General features: G+C 70.9%; 18 protein-coding genes and 2 pseudogenes. All 20 read right to left on the bottom strand.

Features of this window, described 5'->3' with window-relative positions; genetic code table 11:
- Nucleotides 1–73: 73 nt before the first annotated feature.
- Nucleotides 74–451 carry a F0F1 ATP synthase subunit epsilon gene (locus R4Z62_RS23150; protein ID WP_018571462.1) on the bottom strand — a complete coding sequence of 126 codons (378 nt, stop codon included), beginning with the start codon at nucleotides 449–451 and terminating at the stop codon, nucleotides 74–76.
- Nucleotides 452–563: 112 nt separating this feature from the next.
- Entirely contained in the window at nucleotides 564–2,012 is a 1,449-nt protein-coding gene (gene atpD, locus R4Z62_RS23145; protein WP_382852061.1) for a F0F1 ATP synthase subunit beta, read from the bottom strand.
- Entirely contained in the window at nucleotides 2,012–2,929 is a 918-nt protein-coding gene (locus tag R4Z62_RS23140; RefSeq protein ID WP_064535288.1) for a F0F1 ATP synthase subunit gamma, read from the bottom strand. The genes atpD and R4Z62_RS23140 overlap by 1 nt, the downstream gene beginning before the upstream one ends.
- A gap of 21 nt (nucleotides 2,930–2,950) precedes the next feature.
- Nucleotides 2,951–4,543, bottom strand: coding sequence for a F0F1 ATP synthase subunit alpha (atpA, locus tag R4Z62_RS23135; RefSeq protein ID WP_064535287.1), 1,593 nt, complete (start codon nucleotides 4,541–4,543; stop codon nucleotides 2,951–2,953).
- A 141-nt stretch (nucleotides 4,544–4,684) separates the two neighbouring features.
- Nucleotides 4,685–5,506, bottom strand: coding sequence for a F0F1 ATP synthase subunit delta (locus R4Z62_RS23130; RefSeq protein WP_064535286.1), 822 nt, complete (start codon nucleotides 5,504–5,506; stop codon nucleotides 4,685–4,687).
- Nucleotides 5,503–6,066, bottom strand: coding sequence for a F0F1 ATP synthase subunit B (locus R4Z62_RS23125; protein ID WP_018571457.1), 564 nt, complete (start codon nucleotides 6,064–6,066; stop codon nucleotides 5,503–5,505). Before R4Z62_RS23125 ends, R4Z62_RS23130 begins: the two co-directional genes overlap by 4 nt.
- A 44-nt stretch (nucleotides 6,067–6,110) precedes the next feature.
- The gene (gene atpE / locus R4Z62_RS23120; RefSeq protein WP_018571456.1) at nucleotides 6,111–6,350 is read right to left on the bottom strand and encodes an ATP synthase F0 subunit C; all 240 of its coding nucleotides are present in this window, start codon (nucleotides 6,348–6,350) and stop codon (nucleotides 6,111–6,113) included.
- Nucleotides 6,351–6,427: 77 nt separating this feature from the next.
- Complete coding sequence (atpB, locus tag R4Z62_RS23115) at nucleotides 6,428–7,246, bottom strand: F0F1 ATP synthase subunit A (RefSeq protein WP_064535285.1); 819 nt, start codon at nucleotides 7,244–7,246, stop codon at nucleotides 6,428–6,430.
- Between the two features lie 225 nt (nucleotides 7,247–7,471).
- Nucleotides 7,472–7,909, bottom strand: a complete 438-nt coding sequence (locus tag R4Z62_RS23110) for a Cg1360 family ATP-synthase-associated protein (RefSeq protein WP_064535284.1) — start codon at nucleotides 7,907–7,909, stop codon at nucleotides 7,472–7,474.
- 301 nt (nucleotides 7,910–8,210) lie between these two features.
- Nucleotides 8,211–9,596, bottom strand: a complete 1,386-nt coding sequence (locus R4Z62_RS23105; protein WP_491520778.1) for an MraY family glycosyltransferase — start codon at nucleotides 9,594–9,596, stop codon at nucleotides 8,211–8,213.
- Between the two features lie 171 nt (nucleotides 9,597–9,767).
- Nucleotides 9,768–11,006 (bottom strand): serine hydroxymethyltransferase, encoded by a 1,239-nt coding sequence (glyA, locus tag R4Z62_RS23100; protein WP_491520777.1) that lies wholly within the window; start codon nucleotides 11,004–11,006, stop codon nucleotides 9,768–9,770.
- Between the two features lie 151 nt (nucleotides 11,007–11,157).
- Nucleotides 11,158–11,819, bottom strand: a pseudogene (locus R4Z62_RS23095) (arsenate reductase/protein-tyrosine-phosphatase family protein).
- Nucleotides 11,820–11,907: 88 nt separating this feature from the next.
- Nucleotides 11,908–12,556 (bottom strand): annotated as a pseudogene (locus tag R4Z62_RS23090) (L-threonylcarbamoyladenylate synthase).
- Between the two features lie 64 nt (nucleotides 12,557–12,620).
- Nucleotides 12,621–13,460 carry a peptide chain release factor N(5)-glutamine methyltransferase gene (gene prmC, locus R4Z62_RS23085; RefSeq protein WP_064535281.1) on the bottom strand — a complete coding sequence of 280 codons (840 nt, stop codon included), beginning with the start codon at nucleotides 13,458–13,460 and terminating at the stop codon, nucleotides 12,621–12,623.
- 127 nt (nucleotides 13,461–13,587) lie between these two features.
- Nucleotides 13,588–14,664, bottom strand: coding sequence for a peptide chain release factor 1 (gene prfA, locus R4Z62_RS23080; protein WP_064535280.1), 1,077 nt, complete (start codon nucleotides 14,662–14,664; stop codon nucleotides 13,588–13,590).
- 110 nt (nucleotides 14,665–14,774) lie between these two features.
- Nucleotides 14,775–14,999, bottom strand: a complete 225-nt coding sequence (gene rpmE, locus R4Z62_RS23075; RefSeq protein ID WP_018571447.1) for a 50S ribosomal protein L31 — start codon at nucleotides 14,997–14,999, stop codon at nucleotides 14,775–14,777.
- 171 nt (nucleotides 15,000–15,170) lie between these two features.
- A complete protein-coding gene (locus R4Z62_RS23070) occupies nucleotides 15,171–16,316 on the bottom strand; it encodes an LCP family protein (RefSeq protein ID WP_491520776.1) in 1,146 nt (381 codons plus the stop codon).
- 809 nt (nucleotides 16,317–17,125) lie between these two features.
- Nucleotides 17,126–19,153, bottom strand: a complete 2,028-nt coding sequence (gene rho, locus R4Z62_RS23065; RefSeq protein WP_491520775.1) for a transcription termination factor Rho — start codon at nucleotides 19,151–19,153, stop codon at nucleotides 17,126–17,128.
- Nucleotides 19,154–19,567: 414 nt separating this feature from the next.
- A complete protein-coding gene (gene thrB / locus R4Z62_RS23060) occupies nucleotides 19,568–20,485 on the bottom strand; it encodes a homoserine kinase (RefSeq protein ID WP_018571444.1) in 918 nt (305 codons plus the stop codon).
- A 468-nt stretch (nucleotides 20,486–20,953) separates the two neighbouring features.
- Nucleotides 20,954–22,012, bottom strand: a complete 1,059-nt coding sequence (thrC, locus tag R4Z62_RS23055) for a threonine synthase (protein WP_064535277.1) — start codon at nucleotides 22,010–22,012, stop codon at nucleotides 20,954–20,956.
- Nucleotides 22,013–22,016 lie beyond the last annotated feature (4 nt).

Raw genomic sequence — 22,016 nt, 5'->3', positions numbered from 1 at the left:
TCAGCCGCGGCCGGTCCCGGATTGCTCCGGTACCGGCCGCGGCTGAGTGGTGTCATCACATGGTGTCGCTGGTTCAGCGCACCGCCGTCGCCGCTCGCAGGCGGACGTCCGCGCGGCGCTCGGCGGTGGCATCGCCCTCCGCCTTCGCGCGCTCGAGCTCCCGCTCCACGCGCTGGACGTCGATCTCGTCGGACAGCTCGGCGATCTCAGCCAGCAGCGACAGCTTGTTGTCGGCGAACGAGACGAAACCGCCGTGCACCGCGGCGACGACCGTCGCGCCTTCACTCGTACGAATGGTCACCGGGCCCGACTCCAGCACACCGAGCAGCGGCTGGTGACCGGGCATGACGCCGATGTCGCCGGACGTGGTGCGCGCGACGACCAGGGTGGCCTCGCCGGACCAGACCTGACGGTCGGCGGCGACCAGCTCGACATGCAGCTCAGCAGCCAAGGGTGGCTCCTCGGGTCACCACCCGGTGGGATCACCGGGTGTTGGAAACAAGTCTAGTGGGCGTGCGTGAGGGGGCGGGACGCGCCCGCCCCCTCACACGAACTCAACGAGTTCAGGAGACGCCCAGCTCCTTGGCGTTCTTCTTCAGGTCCTCGATACCACCGCACATGAAGAAGGCCTGCTCCGGGAAGTGGTCGTACTCGCCGTCGCAGATCGCGTTGAAGGCCGCGATCGACTCGTCCAGCGGGACGTCCGACCCGTCGACGCCGGTGAACTGCTTGGCGACGTGGGTGTTCTGGGACAGGAAGCGCTCCACGCGGCGGGCGCGCTGGACGACGAGCTTGTCCTCTTCGCCCAGCTCGTCGATACCGAGGATCGCGATGATGTCCTGGAGGTCCTTGTACTTCTGCAGGATGTTCTTCACGCGCATCGCGGCGTTGTAGTGGTCCGCCGCGATGTACCGCGGGTCGAGGATGCGGGACGTCGAGTCCAGCGGGTCCACGGCCGGGTAGATGCCCTTCTCGGAGATCGGACGGGAGAGCACCGTCGTCGCGTCGAGGTGGGCGAAGGTGGTGGCCGGGGCCGGGTCGGTCAGGTCGTCCGCGGGGACGTAGATCGCCTGCATCGAGGTGATCGAGTGACCGCGGGTCGAGGTGATGCGCTCCTGGAGGAGGCCCATCTCGTCGGCCAGGTTCGGCTGGTAGCCCACCGCGGACGGCATGCGGCCGAGCAGCGTGGAGACCTCGGAACCGGCCTGCGTGAAGCGGAAGATGTTGTCGATGAAGAACAGCACGTCCTGCTTCTGGACGTCACGGAAGTACTCGGCCATGGTCAGGCCGGCCAGCGCGACGCGCAGACGGGTGCCCGGGGGCTCGTCCATCTGACCGAAGACCAGCGCGGTCTTGTCGATGACGCCCGAGTCGCTCATCTCGTCGATGAGGTCGTTGCCCTCACGGGTGCGCTCGCCGACACCGGCGAACACGGAGACACCGTCGTGGTTGTTGGCGACACGGTAGATCATCTCCTGGATGAGCACCGTCTTGCCGACACCGGCACCACCGAACAGACCGATCTTGCCGCCCTTGACGTACGGGGTCAGCAGGTCGATGACCTTGACGCCGGTCTCGAACATCTCGGTCTTCGACTCGAGCTCGTCGAAGCGCGGGGCCTTGCGGTGGATGGACCAGCGCTCGCCCGTGTACTGCTCGTCGACGTTCAGCACCTCACCGAGGGTGTTGAACACCTTGCCCTTGGTGAAGTCGCCGACCGGGACGGTGATGCCGTCGCCGGTGTCGGTGACCGGGGCCTGGCGGACCAGGCCGTCGGTGGGCTGCATGGAGATCGTGCGGACCAGGCCGTCACCCAGGTGCTGGGCGACCTCCAGGGTCAGGATCTTCTTCTCGCCCGCGTTCGCCGGGTCGGAGACCTCGACGTGCAGGGCGTTGTAGATGTCCGGCATCGCGTCGACGGGGAACTCCACGTCGACGACCGGGCCGATGACCCGCGCGACGCGGCCGGTGGCCACGCCCGCCGCAGCGGTCGGCTCAACAGTGGTGGTCATTAGTTGTCACTCCCCGCGGTCGCGTCGGCCAGGGCGCTCGCGCCACCGACGATCTCGCTGATTTCCTGGGTGATTTCGGCCTGGCGGGCCGCGTTGGCAAGACGGGAGAGCGTGTTGATCAGCTCGCCCGCGTTGTCGGTGGCCGACTTCATCGCGCGCCGCGTGGCGGCGTGCTTGGAAGCGGCCGACTGGAGCAGCGCGTTGTAGATCCGGCTCTCCACGTAGCGCGGCAGCAGGGCGTCGAGGACGTCCTCCGCCGAGGGCTCGAAGTCGTAGAGCGGCAGGATCTCGCCCTTGGGCGCCGCCTCGGCCGCGACCTCGTCGAGGCGCAGCGGAAGCAGCCGGGGGCCGACCGCCGTCTGCGTCATCATCGAGACGAACTCGGTGTAGACGATGTGGAGTTCGTCCACACCACCGTCGGCCGTGTCCTTCTCGATCGCCTCGATCAGCGGCGCCGCCACCGTCTTGGCGTCCGCGTAGGACGGCTCGTCGGTGAAGCCCGTGAACGACTGCGCGATGGTGCGCTCGCGGAAGTTGTAGTGAGCGACACCGCGGCGGCCGACGATGTACGTGACGACCTGCTTGCCCTCGCGCTCCAGGCGCTCGGTGAGCTGCTCCGCCGCCTTGATGGCGTTGGAGTTGAAGGCGCCGGCCAGACCGCGGTCGCTGGTCAGCAGCAGGACCGCGGCACGGGCCGGGTTCTCCGCCTCCGTGGTCAGCGGGTGCCTGGTGTTCGAACCGGTGCCGACCGCCGTGACCGCGCGGGTCAGTTCCTGCGCGTACGGCGTGGAGGCGGCCACCTTGCGCTGCGCCTTGACGACGCGCGAGGCGGCGATCATCTCCATCGCCTTGGTGATCTTCTTGGTCGCGGTGACGGATCGGATGCGACGCTTGTAGACCCGGAGCTGGGCTCCCATGAGTCAGGTCCCTTCCTTACGTCACTTGGCGGCAGCGGCCGGAGTGTCGTCGCCGAGCAGCTTGCCGTCCGAGGTCTCGAACTGCTTCTTGAACTCGGCGACGGCGTCGTCGATCGCCTGGATCGTGTCGTTCGACATCTTGGCGCCCTCCTTGATGGAGGTCATCAGGCCCTGCTCCTTGCGGTGCAGGTACTCCAGCAGCTCCTTCTCGAAGCGGCTGATGTCGGCGACGGGGACGTCGTCCATACGGCCGTTGGTGCCGGCCCACACGGAGACGACCTGGTCCTCGGTGGCCATCGGCTGGTACTGGTTCTGCTTCAGCAGCTCGACCATGCGCTGACCGCGCTCCAGCTGGGCCTTGGAGGCCGCGTCCAGGTCGGAACCGAAGGCGGCGAACGCCTCCAGCTCACGGAACTGGGCGAGGTCCACGCGCAGTCGGCCGGAGACCTGGCGCATCGCCTTGTGCTGGGCGGAGCCACCGACTCGGGAGACGGAGATACCGACGTTCAGCGCGGGCCGCTGGCCGGCGTTGAACAGGTCGGACTCCAGGAAGCACTGGCCGTCGGTGATGGAGATGACGTTGGTCGGGATGAACGCCGAGACGTCGTTGGCCTTGGTCTCGACGATCGGCAGACCGGTCATCGAACCGGCGCCCATGTCGTCGGAGAGCTTGGCGCAGCGCTCCAGCAGACGGGAGTGCAGGTAGAAGACGTCACCCGGGTAGGCCTCGCGGCCCGGCGGGCGGCGCAGCAGCAGGGAGACGGCACGGTAGGCGTCGGCCTGCTTCGACAGGTCGTCGAAGATGATCAGGACGTGCTTGCCCTGGTACATCCAGTGCTGGCCGATGGCGGAGCCGGTGTAGGGCGCCAGGTACTTGAAGCCGGCCGGGTCGGAGGCCGGGGCCGCGACGATGGTCGTGTACTCCAGCGCGCCGTTCTCCTCCAGCGCGCGGCGGACCGACGCGATGGTGGAGCCCTTCTGGCCGATGGCGACGTAGATGCAGCGAACCTGCTTGTTCGGGTCGCCGGTGCGCCAGTTGTCGCGCTGGTTGATGATCGTGTCGACGGCCAGGGCGGTCTTGCCGGTCTGGCGGTCGCCGATGATCAGCTGGCGCTGGCCGCGGCCGATCGGGGTCATCGCGTCGACGGCCTTGTAGCCCGTCTCCATCGGCTCGTGCACCGACTTGCGCTGCATGACCGTGGGGGCCTGCAGTTCGAGGGCGCGGCGGCCTTCGGTCTCGATCTCGCCGAGGCCGTCGATCGGGGTGCCGAGGGGGTCGACCACGCGGCCGAGGTAGCCCTCGCCCACGGCGACCGACAGGACCTCGCCGGTGCGGGTGACCGGCTGGCCCTCCTCGATGCCGCTGAACTCACCGAGGACGATGGCACCGATCTCGCGCTCCTCGAGGTTGAGGGCGAGGCCGAGGGTGCCGTCCTCGAACTTCAGCAGCTCGTTGGCCATGGCCGAGGGCAGGCCCTCGACCTTCGCGATGCCGTCGCCGGCAAGGGTGACCGTACCGACCTCCTCGCGCGAGGCCGCGTCCGGCTTGTACGACTGGACGAAGTTCTCCAGCGCGTCCCGGATCTCCTCCGGCCGGATCGTGAGCTCCGCCATCTGGGTTCCCTGCTCTCCTTGTTGGGCCCGAAGTTTCACTTGGGGGGTGTGCCACGAGTTCGGGACTCCCCCCGATAAGAGGTGAATCCTCTGCACGGCCCAACCAGGGCCGTCGTGTACGTCTTGCGTGTTGCGGTGCTGCTAGCTCGCCATGCGGCGGGCGGCGTCCTCCAGCCGGTCCGCGAGCGAGCCGTTGATGATCTCGTCGCCGACCTGCACCCGGATTCCGCCGACCAGCTCGGGGTCCACGTCGAGGTTCAGGTGCATCTGGCGGCCGTAGAGGCGGCCGAGGGCGGCGCCGAGGCGCTGCTTCTGGCCGTCGCTCAGCGGGACCGCCGAGGTGACGACGGCGACCATGCGGTCGCGCCGCTCCGCGGCGAGCTTGGACAGGGACTCGAGGCCCGCTTCCAGGCTACGTCCCCGCGGGGCGCTCACCAGGCGCGTGACCAGACGCTCGGTGACCGGCTTCGCCCGGCCGCCGAGCAGCCGGTGCAGCAGCTCGGTCTTGGCCGAGGGGCCCGCGGCCCGGTCGGTCAGCGCGGCGCGCAGTTCGGTGCTGGAGGAGACGATCCGGCCGAACCGGAACAGCTCGTCCTCCACGTCGTCCAGCGTGCCGCCCCGCTGCGCGGTGGTGAGGTCGGCGATGTCCGCCAGCTCCTCCAGCGCGTCGACCAGGTCCCGCGACTGCGACCAGCGCGAGCGCACCATGCCGGACACCAGATCCACGGTCGCGCCGCCGACCTGGCCGCCGAGCAGGCGCTGGACCAGCGCGGCCTTGGCGTCCGCGGACTGCGCCGGGTCGGTGAGGGCCCGGCGCAGGCCGACCTCGCGGTGGAGCAGCGCGGTGACCGCGGCCAGCTCGTCGGCGAGGCGCACGGAGTCGGCGGACGTGGAGTCCGTCAGCGCGTCGAGACGCTCACGCGCGGCGCTCAGAGCCTCACGGCTCGCTCCGTGCGCTGTCATCGAGCCGCCTCGGCCGTGGAAGCGGCCTCGTCGAGCCCGTCGAGGAAGCGGTCGATCACGCGGCTCTGCCGGGCGTGGTCCTCGAGGGACTCGCCGACGAGCTTGCCGGCCAGCTCGGTGGCGAGCTTGCCGACGTCCTGGCGGAGCACGGAAGCGGCGGCCTTGCGGTCGGCCTCGATCTGGGCGTGGCCGGCGGCGACGATCTCCTCGCGCTGGCGCTGGCCCTCGGCCCGCATCTCGGCGATGAGCGCGGCACCCTGCTCCTGCGCCTCCTGGCGCAGGCGCGCGGCTTCGTGCCGGGCCTCGGCGAGCTGGGCCTTGTACTGCTCGAGGACGCTCTGGGCCTCGACCTTCATGGCCTCGGCCTCTTCGATACCGCCTTCGATCGCCGCGCGGCGCTCCTCCAGAACCTTGTTGATGTTCGGCAGGAGCTTCTTCCCGAGGAAGAAGAAGACGATGGCGAAGGTGACGAGGCCGATGACCAGCTCGGGGCCGGGCGGGATGAGAGGGTTCTGCTGCTCCTCCGCCGCCAGCTGCACCAGCTGCTGTGTCAGCTGCATGTCATCAGTGCCTTTCCCTAATGGGGTGGGTCGTCCGCCGCGGTTTACTTGTAGGTGTAAACGAACGGCATGACGATGCCGATGAGGGCGAGCGCCTCACAGAAGGCGAAGCCCAGGATCTGGTTGGCACGGATCAGACCGGCGGCCTCGGGCTGGCGGGCGAGCGCCTGGGTGCCGTTGCCGAAGATGATGCCGATGCCGATGCCGGGACCGATGGCGGCGAGGCCGTAGCCGACGGAGGCGATGGAGCCGGTGACGGCGGCAAGGGTCTCAGTGGCAGCCATGCTGATTCTTCCTTCTCTTTCAAGGACCGGTGGGGGTTGGCCACCGGACGTCTGTGACGGGGGCGGTGCGGGGTGGCTCAGTGGTGCTCGGCGAGAGCGCCCTGAACGTAGGAGCAGGCCAGGAGGACGAAGACATACGCCTGGACGGCCTGGACGAAGAGCTCGAACAGGATCATGACCATCGCCATGACGAACGAGACGGCGCCGGCCGCGATCAGCCAGCTGTTCATCAGGTACCAGCTGGCGACGGTGAACATCACGAGCAGCAGGTGGCCGGCGAACATGTTGGCGAACAGTCGCACCGCGTGGGTGAACGGGCGGACCAGGACGTTCGAGAAGAACTCGATGACCACGACGAGCGGCAGCACCGGGCCGAGCGACTTGTCGTAGCCGGTGAGGTTCTTGAAGCCGCCGGCGAAGCCGTGCTTCTTGAAGGTCAGGACCATCCAGGTCACGTACACGCACAGGGCGAGGGCGGCCGGGTAGGCGATGATCGACGTCACCGGGAACTGGGCGACCGGGATGATCGACCACAGGTTCATGATCCAGATGAAGAAGAACAGCGAGACCATGAAGGGCACGTACTTCTCGCCCTCGCGCTTGCCGAGCGTCTCGTAGACGATGCCGCGGCGCACGAAGTCGTAGCCGGCCTCACCGACCATCTGGAGCTTGCCGGGCACCACCTTGGCCTTACTGAAGGCCGCCCAGAAGAAGCCGACCACCACGAGCGAGGTGATGATGGCGAGCAGCATCGGCTTGTCGAAGTCGTAGCCGCCGACCGAGAACATCGGCTTGAAGAGGAAGGAGTGGAGGCCCGGCGACGGAAAGCCGCAGCCGTTGTCGGCGAAGACGCGGCAACTCCAGTCGAAGGCGAGCGTGGTCTGTTCAGCACTCACCGCGGGCTCCTTCAGCGTGGCGCATGGGTACGGCAACCTCGTTGTGTCGGCGCGGCGGGCAGCCGCGGGTCGGCACCGGACTGGTGTGACGGATGTGGTGGCGGCCGGCGGGCATCGAGCCCCGCGATCGAGCAGGCGTCAGCTCAGATGCCCGCGCCCGCGATGCCGCAGTTGGCACCGGACGATAGCAGGAGATCTCACACGCCTTTATCCCGGGCCTACCCCTCACGACGAAGACCCGGTCTTCTCGGACTTCTCGCTCTTCTCGGAGTCCGGTTCGACGTAGAAGATCTTGGCCTTCATGTGCGCGCGCGCCTGTGCGGCCATCCATACGACGGTCGCGACGACGAGCGAGAACGCGAACGCCTTCGCATTGAACAGCGAGGTGCCCTTGAAGAGGGCCAAGAAGATCAAGAGCAGCAGCAGTTGGGCGACATAGAGCATGAGGCCCATGGCCTGGAAGAGCTGCGGAAGCGTTTTCGCCGTCCACTGGAGCACATGGAGACCGATCCCCATGTAGAGGATGGCGAGCACCACCCCGACAAGCGCCCCGATCGCGCCCTTGCCTCCGGCGACCGCACCACTGACCGCCACAGCGACCACACCGACGGCGGCGGTGGGCACGGCGGTGTGCAGTAGGTTCCGGACGTCATTGGACGGCATGGCGGCAACTCCGCTTTCACAGGGGGGCAGGGTGTCGTCATGGACGAGCGTAGTCCCCGGTCCGAGAGAGGAACCTCATCGCCAAGGGGCCCATGCATCCGGGTCCTTCGGCTCTGTCCGGGGTTCTCGTGAACGGTATCACAAACTATTTGATGCGGTCTTTACCAAGTAGGTGTGCTGGCTGTCACACATGAGAGTGACACCGCCCGTCTGTGCAAAATCCAGGGCGATGTGTCTGGTATTAAGCCGCTTTGGTCACCCATGAACAGGCAACGCTTTAGTCAGATTCTTACCTTGGGCGTCAGCGTGACGTTCCGGCATTGCGTCCGTCGAGAACACGCGATCGGGGTCCCACGGCGGTCGCTCCGTTGACCCGGGCCGCCGTGGCACCGACCGGCGCCGGACGTACGGGCGCCTCCTGCGCACCGGAGGACGCGTGCGCCCCACCGGTCGCGGCCGCCTCGGCGGCGGAGGCGGACGCCTCCGTGCGCGCCTCCGCGGCCGGGGCCTGGACCGCCGCCCGGCGGCGGTAGCGCGGCGGCACGAACTGCTCGGCCCAGCGCGGGGCGCGCGGCGTGAACCGCGGCAGCAGCAGGAGCACCAGCCCGAAGAAGCTGAGCAGCACGATGCCCAGCACGATCCACATGGAGGCCGAGTTGACCGAGTAGCCGAGCGCCCCGAAGCCGATCAGCGCCGCCCAGAAGTACATGATCAGCACGGCCCGGCTGTGCGAGTGGCCGATCTGGAGCAGCCGGTGGTGCAGATGGCCGCGGTCCGCGGCGAACGGCGACTGCCCGCGCCAGGTGCGGCGCACCACCGCGAAGACGAAGTCGGAGGCCGGGATCGCGATGATGGTCAGCGGCATCAGCAGCGGGATGTAGACCGGCACCATCTGGTGCACCGCGTTGCGCTCGGACCCCGAGAACAGTTTCATCACGTCCGGGTCGACCTGCCCGGTCACCGAGATCGCGCCGGCCGCGAGCACCAGGCCGATCAGCATCGAGCCCGAGTCGCCCATGAAGATCCGCGCCGGGTGCATGTTGTGCGGCAGGAATCCCAGGCACATGCCCATCAGCACGGCCGCGAACAGGGTGGCCGGGGCGGCGGCCTCGATGCCGTACGAGTACCAGATCCGGTAGGCGTACATGAAGAACGCGGCGGCGGCGATGCACACCATGCCGGCCGCCAGACCGTCCAGGCCGTCGACGAAGTTGACCGCGTTGATGGTGATGACGACCAGCGCCACCGTCAGCAGGGTGCCCTGCCACTGGGTCAGCGCGACCGTGCCGACACCCGGGACCGGCAGCCACAGGATCGTCAGACCCTGCATGACCATCACACCGGCGGCGATCATCTGGCCGCCCAGCTTGATCAGGGCGTCGATCTCGAACTTGTCGTCCAGGACACCGATCAGCCAGATCAGCGCGGCCCCGGAGAGCAGCGCGCGCGGCTCGTTCGACTTCTCGAAGACCTCGTTGAGGTTGGTGAGGTGGTCGGCGACCAGCAGTCCGGCGCACATCCCGAAGAACATCGCGATACCGCCGAGCCGCGGAGTGGGTTCCCGGTGCACGTCACGCGCCCGGATCTCCGGCATCGCCCCCGCCACGATCGCGAACTTGCGCACCGGCCCGGTCAGCAGGTACGTCACCGCGGCCGTGATGCAGAGCGTCAGCAGGTATTCACGCACAGGCTTCCCCACAGGTCTCGCTGGCCATCTCAGCCTCACACCCTAGCGACGCGAGCATATGTATGGGGACTTCCGGGTAGCGACGTTGGTTGCACTCCCGCCGCAGCGCGGGCCCGGACCCGCTCCTCGCGCCTACCCGGCACCGGCCCGCCCAGGCCGCTTCCGCCCGGTTCAGGACGGATACGGCGGGAACGCGGCGGTCAGCGCGCGCACGTCGTCCCGGGCCCGCGCCGCGTCCAGCTCACCGCGCAGCACCTTGCCCAGCAGCACCGCGATCCGCGCCATCTCCTCCTCCCGCATGCCCTGGGTGGTCACCGCGGCCGTGCCCAGGCGCAGCCCGCGGGCACCGGAGTGCGGCAGCGCGCAGCAGTCCAGGACCATCCCGGCGGCGGCCAGGCGCCCGCGCGCGGTGCGCCCCTCGATGCCGAGCGGCGCCGGGTCCATGGTGATCAGATGGGTGTCGGTGCCGCCGGTGGTCACGGCCAGGCCCTCCGCCGCCAGGTACGCGGCCAGCACCCGCGCGTTGGCGACCACCTGGTGGGCGTAGGCCGCGAATTCCGGCCGCGCCGCCTCGCCGAACGCCACCGCCTTCGCCGCGACGGTGTGCATCTGGGCGCCGCCCTGGGTGAACGGGAACACCGCCCGGTCCACCCGCTCCGCCAGCTCGCTCCCGCACAGGATCATCCCGCCGCGCGGCCCGCGCAGCACCTTGTGCGTGGTGGCGCACACCACGTCGGCGTACGGCACCGGGCTGGGCGCCGCTCCCCCGGCCACCAGGCCGATCGGGTGCGCGGCGTCGGCGATCAGATAGGCGCCCACCTCGTCGGCGACCTCGCGGAAGAACGCGTGGTCGATGTGGCGCGGGTAGGCGATCGAGCCGCACACGATCGCCTTGGGGCGGTGCGTACGGGCCAGGGCGCGCACCTGCTCGTGGTCGATGAGGCCGCTCTCGGCGTCGACGCCGTAGCCGACGAAGTCGAACCAGCGGCCGGAGAAGTTCGCGGGCGAGCCGTGGGTGAGGTGCCCGCCGTCCGGCAGGCCGAGGGCGAGCACGGTGTCGCCGGGCCGCAGCAGCGCCGCGTAGGCGGCCAGCACGGCGGAGGAGCCCGAGTGCGGCTGGACGTTGGCGTGCTCGGCGCCGAACAGCGCCTTGGCGCGCTCGATCGCGAGCCGTTCGGCGGCGTCCACGATCTCGCAGCCGCCGTGGTGGCGGGCGCCCGGGTAGCCCTCGGCGTACTTGTTGGCGAGCGGCGAGCCGAGCGCGGCGAGCACCGCGGGCGAGGTGAAGTTCTCCGCCGCGATCAGCTGGAGCGTGGTGGACTGCCGGGCCAGCTCGCCCAGCACGAGGTCGGCCGCCTGCGGGTCCTGCCGCCGCAGGACATCGGTCTCCAGGGCGGGCATGACCGGCATGGCGGACTCCGGGCGGTCGACGGTGACGTACGTCCAGTGCGTACGTCCAATGTAGGCCCGCCGGGGCCGCTGCGCGCGGCCGCTGAGCCGTCGCGGGGACGGCCGGGGCCCGGGGGCGCCGTCGGGCCCCGGCCGGGGCCCGTGCGGCCCGTCAGGCCCGCGCGGCGACCCCCGTCAGCGCCGTCACGACCGGGTCCAGCGCCTCGTGTATCTCGTCGCCGATCGAGCGGAAGAACGGCAGCGGGGCGCCATAGGGGTCGTAGACCTCGTCGGCCTCCACGCTCGGCGCCAGCAGCCAGCCGCGCAGCGCGGCGGCGGCCCGCACCAGCGCGCGGGCGCGCTCGACCACGCCGTCCTCCAGCGGCGGCAGCGTGGCCGGGTCGATCGCCTTCACCAGGCGGGTGAACTCCTTGAGCGTGAAGGTGCGCAGCCCGGCCGAGTGCCCCATGGAGATGACCTGCGCCCGGTGGTCGCGGGTCGCGGTGAGCACCAGGTCGGCGCGGATCACATGCTCGTCCAGCAGTTCCCGGCCGGTGAAGCCGGAGGCGTCCGCGCCGAAGTCGGCCAGCACCGTCTCGGCGTTGGTCTCCATCGGGGCGCCCTCGTGGCCCCAGGTGCCCGCGCTCTCCACGATCAGCCCGCGCCGCCGGCCGCCTCGCCCAGCCGGTCCGCCACGAAATGCCGGGTCAGCCGCTCGGTGATGGGCGAGCGGCACACGTTGCCGGTGCTGACGTGGAGGATGCGGAAGGTGTCGGGGGCCGGTTCCGGCCGCGCCGGGAACCCCGCCTCGTCCGCCACGCCTATGCCACGCATGGGGGTCCCCCCTGTGCGCGGGGACGGCCCCGTCCGGACACGGCCGGGGCCGGGACGGGCACCGGGGGCTCGGGGAAGCGGGGGGCCGTCAATTCGCCACCTCGAGGTCGGGTACCACCTTGCGCAGCTCCTCGGCCGACAGCGCGCCCGCGCGCAGCAGCACGGGCACCTCGCGGCTGACGTCGACGATGGACGACGGCACATTGCCGGGGGGTGGGGCCGCCGTCCAGGTAGACGGAGACGGAGTCGCCGAGCATCTCCTGCGCGGCGTCGCAGGTCTCCGGCGCGGGGTGGCCGGTGAGGTTCGCCGAGGAGACGGCCATCGGGCCGAACTCGGTGAGCAGTTCGATGGCGACCGGGTGCAGCGGCATGCGCACGGCGACCGTGCCCCGGGTGTCGCCCAGGTCCCACTGGAGGGACGGCTGGTGCCGGGCGATGAGCGTGAGGGCGCCGGGCCAGAACGCGTCCACCAGCTCCCAGGCCATCTCCGAGAAGTCCGTGACCAGGCCGTGCAGCGTGTTCGGGGAGCCGATGAGCACGGGCGTGGGCATGGCGCGGCCGCGGCCCTTGGCGGCGAGCAGGTCGCTGACGCCCTCGGAGGAGAACGCGTCGGCGCCGATGCCGTAGACCGTGTCGGTCGGCAGCACCACGAGTTCGCCCCGGCGGACGGCGGACGCGGCCTCGCGCAGACCCGTCGCGCGGTCGGTCGCGTCGTTGGTGTCGTATCGCCGTGCCATTGTCAGCGGGCCTCCTCGTACACGTACTGCTGGTCTGGCGTCCTGGGGGTGGGCTGCGCGCGGCTCATGGCAGCGCCTTGCGGGCGGTGGCGAACCTCGGCCGGTTGTTGAGGTCGGGGTGGTCGGCGGCGTCGGCCCAGCCCCGCTCCTCGGTGAAGATCCACGGCACCTGCCCGCCCTGGGTGTCGGCGTGCTCGATCACGACGACCCCGCCGGGACGCAGCAGCCGGTGCGCGGTGCGCTCGATGCCGCGGATCAGGTCGAGACCGTCCTCACCGGAGAACAACGCCAGCTCGGGGTCGTAGTCGCGGGCCTCGGGGGCGACGTACTCCCATTCGGTGAGCGGGATGTACGGCGGGTTGGAGATGACCAGGTCGACCTGGCCGTCCAGGTCGGGGAAGGCGGCCAGGGCGTCGCCCTGGCGCAGGTCGACGCGGGAGCCCCGCACGTTCTTGCGGGTCCAGGTCAGCGCGTCCTCGCTCAGCTCCACGGCGTGCACGCGCGAGCGCGGCACCTCCTGGGCGAGCGCCAGCGCGATGGCGCCCGAGCCGGTGCACAGGTCGACGATGCACGGCTCGACCACGTCCATGGCCCGTACCGCGTCTATCGCCCAGCCGACCACGGACTCGGTCTCCGGCCTCGGCACGAAGACACCGGGGCCCACCTGGAGCTCCAGATAGCGGAAGTAGGCGCGTCCGGTGATGTGCTGGAGCGGCTCGCGCTGCTCGCGCCGGGCGACGACCTCCCAGTACCGGGCGTCGAAGTCGGCGTCCCGCACGGTGTGCAGCTGGCCGCGCTTGACGCCGTGCACGAACGCGGCGAGCTCCTCGGCGTCGTTGCGCGGCGAGGGCACACCGGCGTCGGCCAGCCGCTGGGTGGCCTGCGCCACCTCCGCGAGCAGCACGCTGCGGGGGCCTGGGGGTCGCCCCCCGGATTCTTGCTGCACGCTGGTCCTCCGTGCTTGGTGGTTCGTCCGTACGTCCGTACGTCCCTGCCGTGGTGCTCCGGGCGCCGCCGCGGCCGGGTGTGCCTCAGGCGGCCGCGAGCTTGGCGGCCGAGTCCGCGTCGACGCAGGCCTGGATCACCGCGGCCAGGTCGCCGTCGAGGACCTGGTCCAGGTTGTACGCCTTGAAGCCGACCCGGTGGTCCGAGATGCGGTTCTCCGGGAAGTTGTAGGTGCGGATCTTCTCGGAGCGGTCGACGGTGCGGACCTGGCTGCGGCGGGCGTCCGCGGCCTCCCGCTCCGCCTCCTCCTGCGCCGCGGCGAGCAGCCTGGAGCGCAGGATACGCATCGCCTGCTCCTTGTTCTGGAGCTGGCTCTTCTCGTTCTGGCAGGAGGCGACGACCCCGGTGGGCAGGTGCGTGATGCGCACCGCGGAGTCGGTCGTGTTGACGGACTGGCCACCCGGCCCCGAGGAGCGGTAGACGTCGATGCGCAGGTCGTTCGGGTTGATCTCGACGTCGACCTCCTCGGCCTCGGGGGTCACCAGGACACCCGCCGCGGAGGTGTGGATACGGCCCTGGGACTCGGTGGCCGGCACCCGCTGCACCCGGTGCACACCGCCCTCGTACTTCAGCCGGGCCCACACGCCCTGGCCGGGCTCGGTGGCGCCCTGGCCGCCCTTGGTCTTCACCGCGACCTGGACGTCCTTGTAGCCGCCCAGCTCGGACTCGGTGGCGTCGATGATCTCGGTCTTCCAGCCGACGCGCTCGGCGTAGCGCAGGTACATGCGCAGCAGGTCGCCGGCGAACAGCGCCGACTCGTCGCCGCCCGCGCCGGCCTTGATCTCCAGGATGACGTCCTTGTCGTCGCTGGGGTCGCGCGGCACGAGCAGCAGGCGCAGCTTCTCGGTCAGTGCCTCGCGCTGCTTGTCCAGCTCCTTGACCTCGGCGGCGAAGTCCGGGTCGTCGGCGGCCAGTTCGCGCGCGGTCTCGATGTCGTCGCCGGTCTGCTTCCAGGAGCGGTACGTGGCGACGATGGGCGTCAGCTCGGCGTAACGCTTGTTGAGCTTGCGCGCGTTCGCCTGGTCGGCGTGGACCGACGGGTCGGCGAGCTTCTTCTCCAGGTCGGCGTGCTCGACGACGAGCTCCTCGACGGCCTCGAACATCTTGGGCTCCTGCTACTGCGTGGGGAGGGGAAGGGCGGGCGACCAAAAACGCCGGTCCCGGGCGCGCCCCGGTGAGGGGGTGCGGCCGTGGACCGGCGGATTGGGGCTCGCTACTTCTTGGAGCCGGCGGCAGCCTTGCCGAAGCGGGCCTCGAAGCGGGCCACACGGCCACCGGTGTCGAGGATCTTCTGCTTGCCCGTGTAGAACGGGTGGCACTCGGAGCAGACCTCGGCCCGGATGGTGCCGGAGTCGATGGTGCTGCGGGTCGTGAACGACGCGCCGCAGGTGCAGCTGACCTGCGTCTCGACGTACTCGGGGTGGATGTCGCGCTTCAAGGTGTCTCCTATGTTCGGGAGGGCGCCGGGTCGCCGCCGCGGGGTGCGGGGGGCGTGAACCGGAGCCGACGTACCAGTCTGCCAGGACTGGTGCCATCTCCCCAAACCGGGGGGTGCGGCCATTTGTTCCCGGCGGCGGGGGCGGCTCGCCCCTGGCCGCGGGGGCGGTCCTCAGGAGCCGCTGACGACGCCCTTGGCCTCGCCGGTCGCCGTGCCCTCGGTGGCCGCGCGGGGGATCGGCCGGTCGGCCTTGAGGGCCGTCCAGACCTGCTGGGCCTTGCTCTCCTCGATGAGCACGCGGTTGGGGTCGGCCGGGTCGTACCGCACCGGCATGGTGACCATCGCCATACGGCTGGAGCTGATGCCCTTGAGGCCGTCGGCGAAGGAGATCAGCGAGTTCACCGAGCCGAGGTCGGAGTCGGCGGTGACCGCCTTGGTCGCGGTGTCGGCGAGGTCGTAGAGCTTCTTGGGGCTGGTGAACACCCCGACGTGCTTGACCTGGTCGATCAGCGCCTTCACGAACGCCTGCTGGAGCTGGATGCGGCCCAGGTCGGAGCCGTCGCCGACGCCGTGCCGGGTGCGGACCAGACCGAGCGCCTGCCGCCCGTCGAGGGTGTGGGTGCCCGCGGTGAGCTTCAGGTGGCTGTTGGGGTCGTCGATGGCCTTCGTGGTGGTGACCCGGACCCCGCCGAGGTCGTCGATGAGCTTCTGGAAGCCGCTGAAGTCGACCTCCAGGTAGTGGTCCATCCGCAGCCCGGTCAGCGACTCCACGGTCTTCACCGCGCAGGCGGAGCCGCCGGTGCCGTACGACTCGTTGAACATCGCACGGTGTGCGGCCGGGTGCGTGGTGCCCCGGGTGTCGGTGCATTCGGGACGGTCCACGAGGGTGTCGCGGGGTATGGAGACCACGCTGGCCCGCTTGTGGCCCTCGTACACGTGCACGATCATCGCGGTGTCCGAGCGGGCGCTGCCGTCGTCCGTACCGCCGCCCAGCTTCTTGTTGCCGCCCGCGCGGGTGTCCGAGCCGAGGACCAGGATGTTCTCCGAGCCGTTGTCGGCCTTGGAGGGCCGGTCGGCGCCGAGGGCCTGGTTGATGTCGACCGTCTTCAGGTTGCCGTTGAGCTTGAGGTACAGATAGCCGGCTCCGGTGCCGCCGAGCACCACGATCCCCGCGGTGGTCCAGGCCACGACCAGCAGCCCCCTGCGGCGCCCCGCGGGCGGCTTGCGGCGGCGGCCTCCGGCGCCCTTGCGGCGGGGGCTGTCGGTCCCGGGCCTCTTCCCCGGTATACCGGGGCCCGGCGTGCTCTGGGCGGACATGTGCTCCTCAGCTCTCGTCTCGGGTCGGTTACCCCTCGTCGCCAGGGTCAGGCCCGGCCCGGCCGAATGCGCCCGTACCGCACCATCGTCGCTCTTCCCGGTCAGACGAGGTAACCGGGGCAAAGGTTGCACCTGAACCTGTGGGGAAGGTCTCGGGGCGGGGCTTCGGGAGAGGGCTGTCTGCGGAGTGAAGGTCCTCTGGGGAGGGGCGCTGGACGGGGCTCGGGCAGTGCGGTTCTTGTCCTGAGGGGGGTGTCGCATGGTCGGGGCGCGGGGGTGCGGGGCGACCTGATCGCGCGGTGCGGCACGGCTGGGACTCGCTGCGCGGCACGGCCCGGTGTCGCGGAGGACGGTACGCCCGGGGGTCGCGGGGTGCGGGGCGGCCAGGGCTCGTGGGACGGTGCAGCCGGGTGTCGCGGGGCGGCGGCCGAGGGTCGCGGAGCGCGAGACGCCCGACCCCAGGCTGTGCCCGGCTGCCGTGACCATGGCCGGCACCTCGGGCCCCGGCCATGGTCCGTACACCCGGCCCGCGCACCTGGCTCCCGGCCCGCGCGCGTGGCCGGGGCCACCGGTCGAATCCGAGGGCTTCGCCACGGGCGGGCGGGGCCGCTGTGCGCCCGTACCAGAAGCCACGGCGCGGCAGCCGGGGTGCCGCCCCAGCCCCGGAAGGCCGGGCGCAGCCCGGAAAGCGGAGCGCAGCCCGGAAAGCCGGGCGCAGCCCCGAGGGCGGCCCCGGTCCGTCGCGACGCGGCGAAGGGCCGCCCCCTTGCGGGGAGCGGCCCTTCGTCGTCGGTCGCGGCGGACGCGGATCAGTCGCCGTTGCCGGGGGTCGGCGTCGTCTTCTGGATCTGCATCAGGAACTCGACGTTCGACTTGGTCTGCTTCATCTTGTCGAGGAGCAGCTCGATCGCCTGCTGCTGGTCGAGCGCGTGCAGCACCCGGCGCAGCTTCCAGACGATGCCCAGCTCCTCGGAGTTCAGCAGGATCTCCTCCTTGCGGGTGCCGGACGCGTCCACGTCCACCGCCGGGAAGATGCGCTTGTCGGCGAGCTTCCGGTCGAGCTTGAGCTCCATGTTGCCGGTGCCCTTGAACTCCTCGAAGATCACCTCGTCCATGCGGGACCCGGTGTCCACCAGCGCGGTCGCGAGGATGGTCAGCGAACCGCCGTCCTCGATGTTGCGCGCGGCGCCGAAGAAGCGCTTGGGCGGGTACAGCGCGGTCGAGTCGACACCACCGGAGAGGATGCGGCCCGACGCCGGGGCGGCGAGGTTGTACGCACGGCCCAGGCGGGTGATCGAGTCCAGCAGGACGACCACGTCGTGGCCCAGCTCCACCAGGCGCTTGGCGCGCTCGATGGCCAGCTCGGCGACCGTGGTGTGGTCCTCGGCCGGGCGGTCGAAGGTCGAGGAGATGACCTCGCCCTTCACCGACCGCTGCATGTCGGTGACCTCTTCCGGACGCTCGTCGACGAGGACGACCATCAGGTGGCACTCGGGGTTGTTGTGCGTGATCGCGTTGGCGACCGCCTGCATGATCATGGTCTTGCCGGTCTTCGGCGGGGCCACGATCAGACCGCGCTGGCCCTTGCCGATCGGCGACACCAGGTCGATGATCCGGGTCGTCAGCACGCCCGCCTCGGTCTCCAGGCGGAGCCGGTCCTGCGGGTAGAGCGGGGTCAGCTTGTTGAACTCCGGGCGGCCGCGGCCGTGTTCGGGCGCCATGCCGTTGACGGAGTCGAGGCGGACCAGCGCGTTGAACTTCTCGCGGCGCTCGCCGTCCTTGGGCTGGCGCACGGCACCGGTGACGTGGTCGCCCTTGCGCAGGCCGTTCTTGCGGACCTGGGCGAGGGAGACATACACGTCGTTCGGGCCGGGCAGATAGCCGGAGGTCCGGATGAACGCGTAGTTGTCGAGGATGTCCAGGATGCCCGCGACCGGGATCAGGACGTCGTCCTCGGCGATCTGCGGCTCCTGCACGTCGTCGCGCCCGCGACGGCCACGGCGGTCGCGGTAGCGGCCACGGCGGCCGCGACGGCCGCCCTCGAAGTCGTCGTCGTCCTGCGGGCCGTTGTTCCGGTCCTGACGGTCCTGGCGGTCCTGCCGGTCCTGGCGGCCGCCGCCCTGCTGCTGGCCCTGCTGACGCTGGCCCTGCTGGTCGTCGCCCTTGCGCCGGTCACGGTCACGGTCGCGGTCGCGGTCACGACCGCGCTCGCGGCGGTCGCGGCGGCGGTTCTCGCCGCCCTCGCCCGCGTCGCCCTTGGCGTCGCCCTGCTGGCCCTGGGCCTGCTGCGACTGCTGGGCGGAGGCGTCGGCCTTGGCGTCGGCCTTCGGCTCGCTCTTCGCCTCGGCGGTGACCGTCTCCGGGCTGCCCGCCTCGGCGGTCGCACGGCGCCTACGCCGCTCAGCGGGGGCGTCATCGCTGGCGGGCTGGCCAGGAATCTCGATCTGCTGCTGCGCCACGGCCTTCTCGGCGGGCGCCTCGGCGGCCTTCTTGCCCGCGGCGGCGCTGTCGTCGCCCGTACGGGTGCGGGAGGTCGCGCGGCGCTTCGGCTTGGTCTCGGTGGCCTCACCGGCGGCGGGCGCGGCCTTCGCGGGGGCGCCCCCCTGGGCCTGCGCCTCCTTGATGACCTCGATCAGCTGGCTCTTGCGCATCCGCGCGGTGCCCCTGATGCCGAGGCCCGAGGCGACCTGCTGAAGCTCGGCCAGCACCATGCCCTCGAGGCCGGTGCCACGGCGACGCCGGGAGCCGGCACCGGTGGCAGGCGCGGAGGCGTCCGTGGCGGGCGCGGCAGCGGTCTCCTCGACACGTGCGCCCATCAGATCGGTGGTGTCGCTCACGAAGGGTCCTTCCCTGGAGCGGACGTCGGCCTGTCTGGCTCGGCGACCGGTTGTGCTGTCCGGCTTCGGTCCTTGCTGTGTGGACCGTGCCGGGGCGGTGGTCCGCCAAAGCGGCGGAAGAGATATCAGATGAGTGGCGCTGCCGCGACAGGACGTGGCACCTGGTGTCACGGCGTCACGTGGCGTGGTAGCACCGTTTCCGGAGCGTGCCCTGTGGACCGCTCAGCGTCCGCGTACGGCGTACTGCCCGGGTACGGCGTACGGAACACAGAGTGGCTTGGGGAGCTCCCGGAAGAAGGTTGGTCCCGAACGGGGACACGAAGCACCTCGCCATGGTGGGGTCGGGTGCAGACTTGAGATTAACACTACCGGATCCAACAAACATTCCCCCTCTCCACATCCGGCAATCGCGTGTCAGCCCGCCAGCGGGAGCACACAGGCGCCGGTCAGGTCGAGACTCAGCCGGTTGGCGGCCCAGCCGGTGCCCGCCAGGCGTTCCACCTTGTCGGCGGTGTCCACGTCGGCCATCGCCATCACCGTGGGCCCGGCGCCGGAGATGACCGCGGGGACGCCGTCCCCGCGCAGCCGCTCCACCAGCGCCGTGCTCTCCGGCATGGCCGGCGCGCGGTACTCCTGGTGGAGGCGGTCCTCGGTGGCGGGCAGCAGCAGCTCGGGGCGCCGGGTCAGGGCCTCCACGAGCAGGGCGGCACGGCCCGCGTTGACGGCCGCGTCGACATGCGGCACGGTGCGCGGCAGCAGGCCGCGCGCGGTCTCGGTCAGGACGGGTTTCGCGGGCACGAAAACCACCGGAACGATGGAATCGGAGGGCTCCATCCTGATCGCGCGGGCGGCGCCGGACTCCATCCAGGACAGCGTGAACCCGCCGAGCAGACAGGCCGCCACATTGTCCGGGTGGCCCTCGATCTCGGTGGCCAGCTCCAGCAGCGCCGCGTTGTCGAGGCGGGCCTCGCCGCCTATGGTCACGGCGCGGGCGGCGACGATGCCGGCGCAGATGGCGGCGGAGGAGGAGCCCAGGCCGCGGCCGTGCGGGATGCGGTTGGCGCAGACGATCTCCAGGCCGCGCGGCTGCCCGCCGAGCACGTCGAAGGCGGTGCGCAGCGACCGTACGAGCAGGTGTTTCTCGTCCCGGGGCAGGGTCTCGCCGCCCTCACCCGCGATGTCGATGTGCAGCCCGGAGTCGGCCACCCGCACCACGACGTCGTCGTAGAGCCCCAGCGCGAGGCCGAGGGCGTCGAAGCCCGGCCCGAGGTTGGCGCTGGTGGCGGGGACGCGCACCCGGACGGCGGCGGCGCGGAACGCTGGACCGGCCATCGCTCGTTGACTCTCCTTGAGCTGCGTGCTGGTCGAGTGACATTCGACCGCGTTTCGACGGACACGAGACGGACACGGGACGGACCCGAAGGGACCCCCGGGGCCGCGGGGAACGGCACGGCACCGCGTCATGCGAGGGCATATGCGGTGGGCGGGTTCCTCACAGCCTATCGAAGGAAGGTTCAGTGGCGACATAGGGCGCACAGGAGGCGCACGATGCGTGTCGCGAGCCTTCCCGTGCCCCCTGCCAGGGGCTCCCGGGTGAGGACGCGCCGGGAGGTCACGGGGTTGCGCGGCCCGGCAGAGGCGGGCGTCGCCCGCGCGGGCGCCCGAGGGCGGCCGGGCGGACCCGCGCACGTACCGCGCGCACCTCCCCCGCGAGCCCCGCGTGCCGCCCGCGCGGCGCGTACGCCGCGCGGGCCGCCCGACACCACCTCCGGGGGCCGGGCAACGGGACGTCCCCGAGGGTCAGGCGAGGCCCAGCCGCTCGGCGGCCGTGGCCGCGTCGACCGGGACGGTGACCGGCTGCGGGGCGCCGGCGACGGCCCAGTCCGGGTCCTTGAGCCCGTTGCCGGTGACCGTGCAGACGATCCGCTGCCCCGGGTCCACCTTGCCCTGCTCGGCGGCCTTCAGCAGACCGGCGACGGACGCGGCGGACGCGGGCTCCACGAAGACGCCCTCCTGCGCGGCCAACAGCCGGTAGGCGCGCAGGATCTCACGGTCCGTCACCTCGTCGATGGCGCCGCCGGACTCGTCGCGCGCGGCCAGCGCGTACGACCAGGAGGCCGGGTTGCCGATCCGGATGGCGGTGGCGATCGTGGAGGGGTCCTTGACGACCTCGCCGCGCACGATCGGCGCGCTGCCGGACGCCTGGAAGCCCCACATGCGCGGGGTCCTCGTCGAGACCTTGTCGGCGGCGTACTCCCGGTAGCCCTTCCAGTACGCGGTGATGTTGCCCGCGTTGCCGACCGGCAGGACATGGATGTCGGGGGCGTCGCCGAGCATGTCGACGATCTCGAAGGCGGCGGTCTTCTGCCCCTCGATACGTACCGGGTTGACCGAATTGACCAGCGCCACCGGGTAGTTGTCGCTCAGCTCGCGGGCCAGCGTCAGACAGTCGTCGAAGTTCCCGTCGACCTGGAGGATCTGGGCGCCGTGCACCAGCGCCTGGCCCATCTTGCCGAGCGCGATCTTGCCCTGGGGCACGAGCACGGCGGAGACCATCTTGGCCCGCACCGCGTACGCGGCGGCGGAGGCGGAGGTGTTGCCGGTGGAGGCGCAGATGACCGCCTTGGCGCCCTCCTCCTTCGCCTTGGAGATGGCCATGGTCATGCCGCGGTCCTTGAAGGACCCGGTCGGGTTCGCGCCCTCGACCTTGAGGTGCACCTCGCAGCCGGTGCGCTCGGAGAGCACCTGCGCGGGCACGAGCGGCGTACCGCCCTCACGGAGCGTCACGACGGGCGTGCTGTCGGACACCGGCAGCCGGTCCCGGTACTCCTCGATGATTCCGCGCCACTGGTGGGTCATTGCT

It is taken from the genome of Streptomyces sp. PL-25 (genome assembly GCF_058344915.1).
This window is presented reverse-complemented; position numbering and strand designations above follow the sequence as displayed.

Bases quoted from the DNA above. Each gene is read 5' to 3' on its own strand.
- atpD (WP_382852061.1), bottom strand. From the start codon at position 2,012: ATGACCACCACTGTTGAGCCGACCGCTGCGGCGGGCGTGGCCACCGGC.
- R4Z62_RS23140 (WP_064535288.1), bottom strand. From the start codon at position 2,929: ATGGGAGCCCAGCTCCGGGTCTACAAGCGTCGCATCCGATCCGTCACC.
- atpA (WP_064535287.1), bottom strand. From the start codon at position 4,543: ATGGCGGAGCTCACGATCCGGCCGGAGGAGATCCGGGACGCGCTGGAG.
- R4Z62_RS23130 (WP_064535286.1), bottom strand. From the start codon at position 5,506: ATGACAGCGCACGGAGCGAGCCGTGAGGCTCTGAGCGCCGCGCGTGAG.
- R4Z62_RS23125 (WP_018571457.1), bottom strand. From the start codon at position 6,066: ATGCAGCTGACACAGCAGCTGGTGCAGCTGGCGGCGGAGGAGCAGCAG.
- atpE (WP_018571456.1), bottom strand. From the start codon at position 6,350: ATGGCTGCCACTGAGACCCTTGCCGCCGTCACCGGCTCCATCGCCTCC.
- R4Z62_RS23110 (WP_064535284.1), bottom strand. From the start codon at position 7,909: ATGCCGTCCAATGACGTCCGGAACCTACTGCACACCGCCGTGCCCACC.
- glyA (WP_491520777.1), bottom strand. From the start codon at position 11,006: ATGCCGGTCATGCCCGCCCTGGAGACCGATGTCCTGCGGCGGCAGGAC.
- prfA (WP_064535280.1), bottom strand. From the start codon at position 14,664: ATGTTCGAGGCCGTCGAGGAGCTCGTCGTCGAGCACGCCGACCTGGAG.
- R4Z62_RS23070 (WP_491520776.1), bottom strand. From the start codon at position 16,316: ATGTCCGCCCAGAGCACGCCGGGCCCCGGTATACCGGGGAAGAGGCCC.
- thrB (WP_018571444.1), bottom strand. From the start codon at position 20,485: ATGGCCGGTCCAGCGTTCCGCGCCGCCGCCGTCCGGGTGCGCGTCCCC.
- thrC (WP_064535277.1), bottom strand. From the start codon at position 22,012: ATGACCCACCAGTGGCGCGGAATCATCGAGGAGTACCGGGACCGGCTG.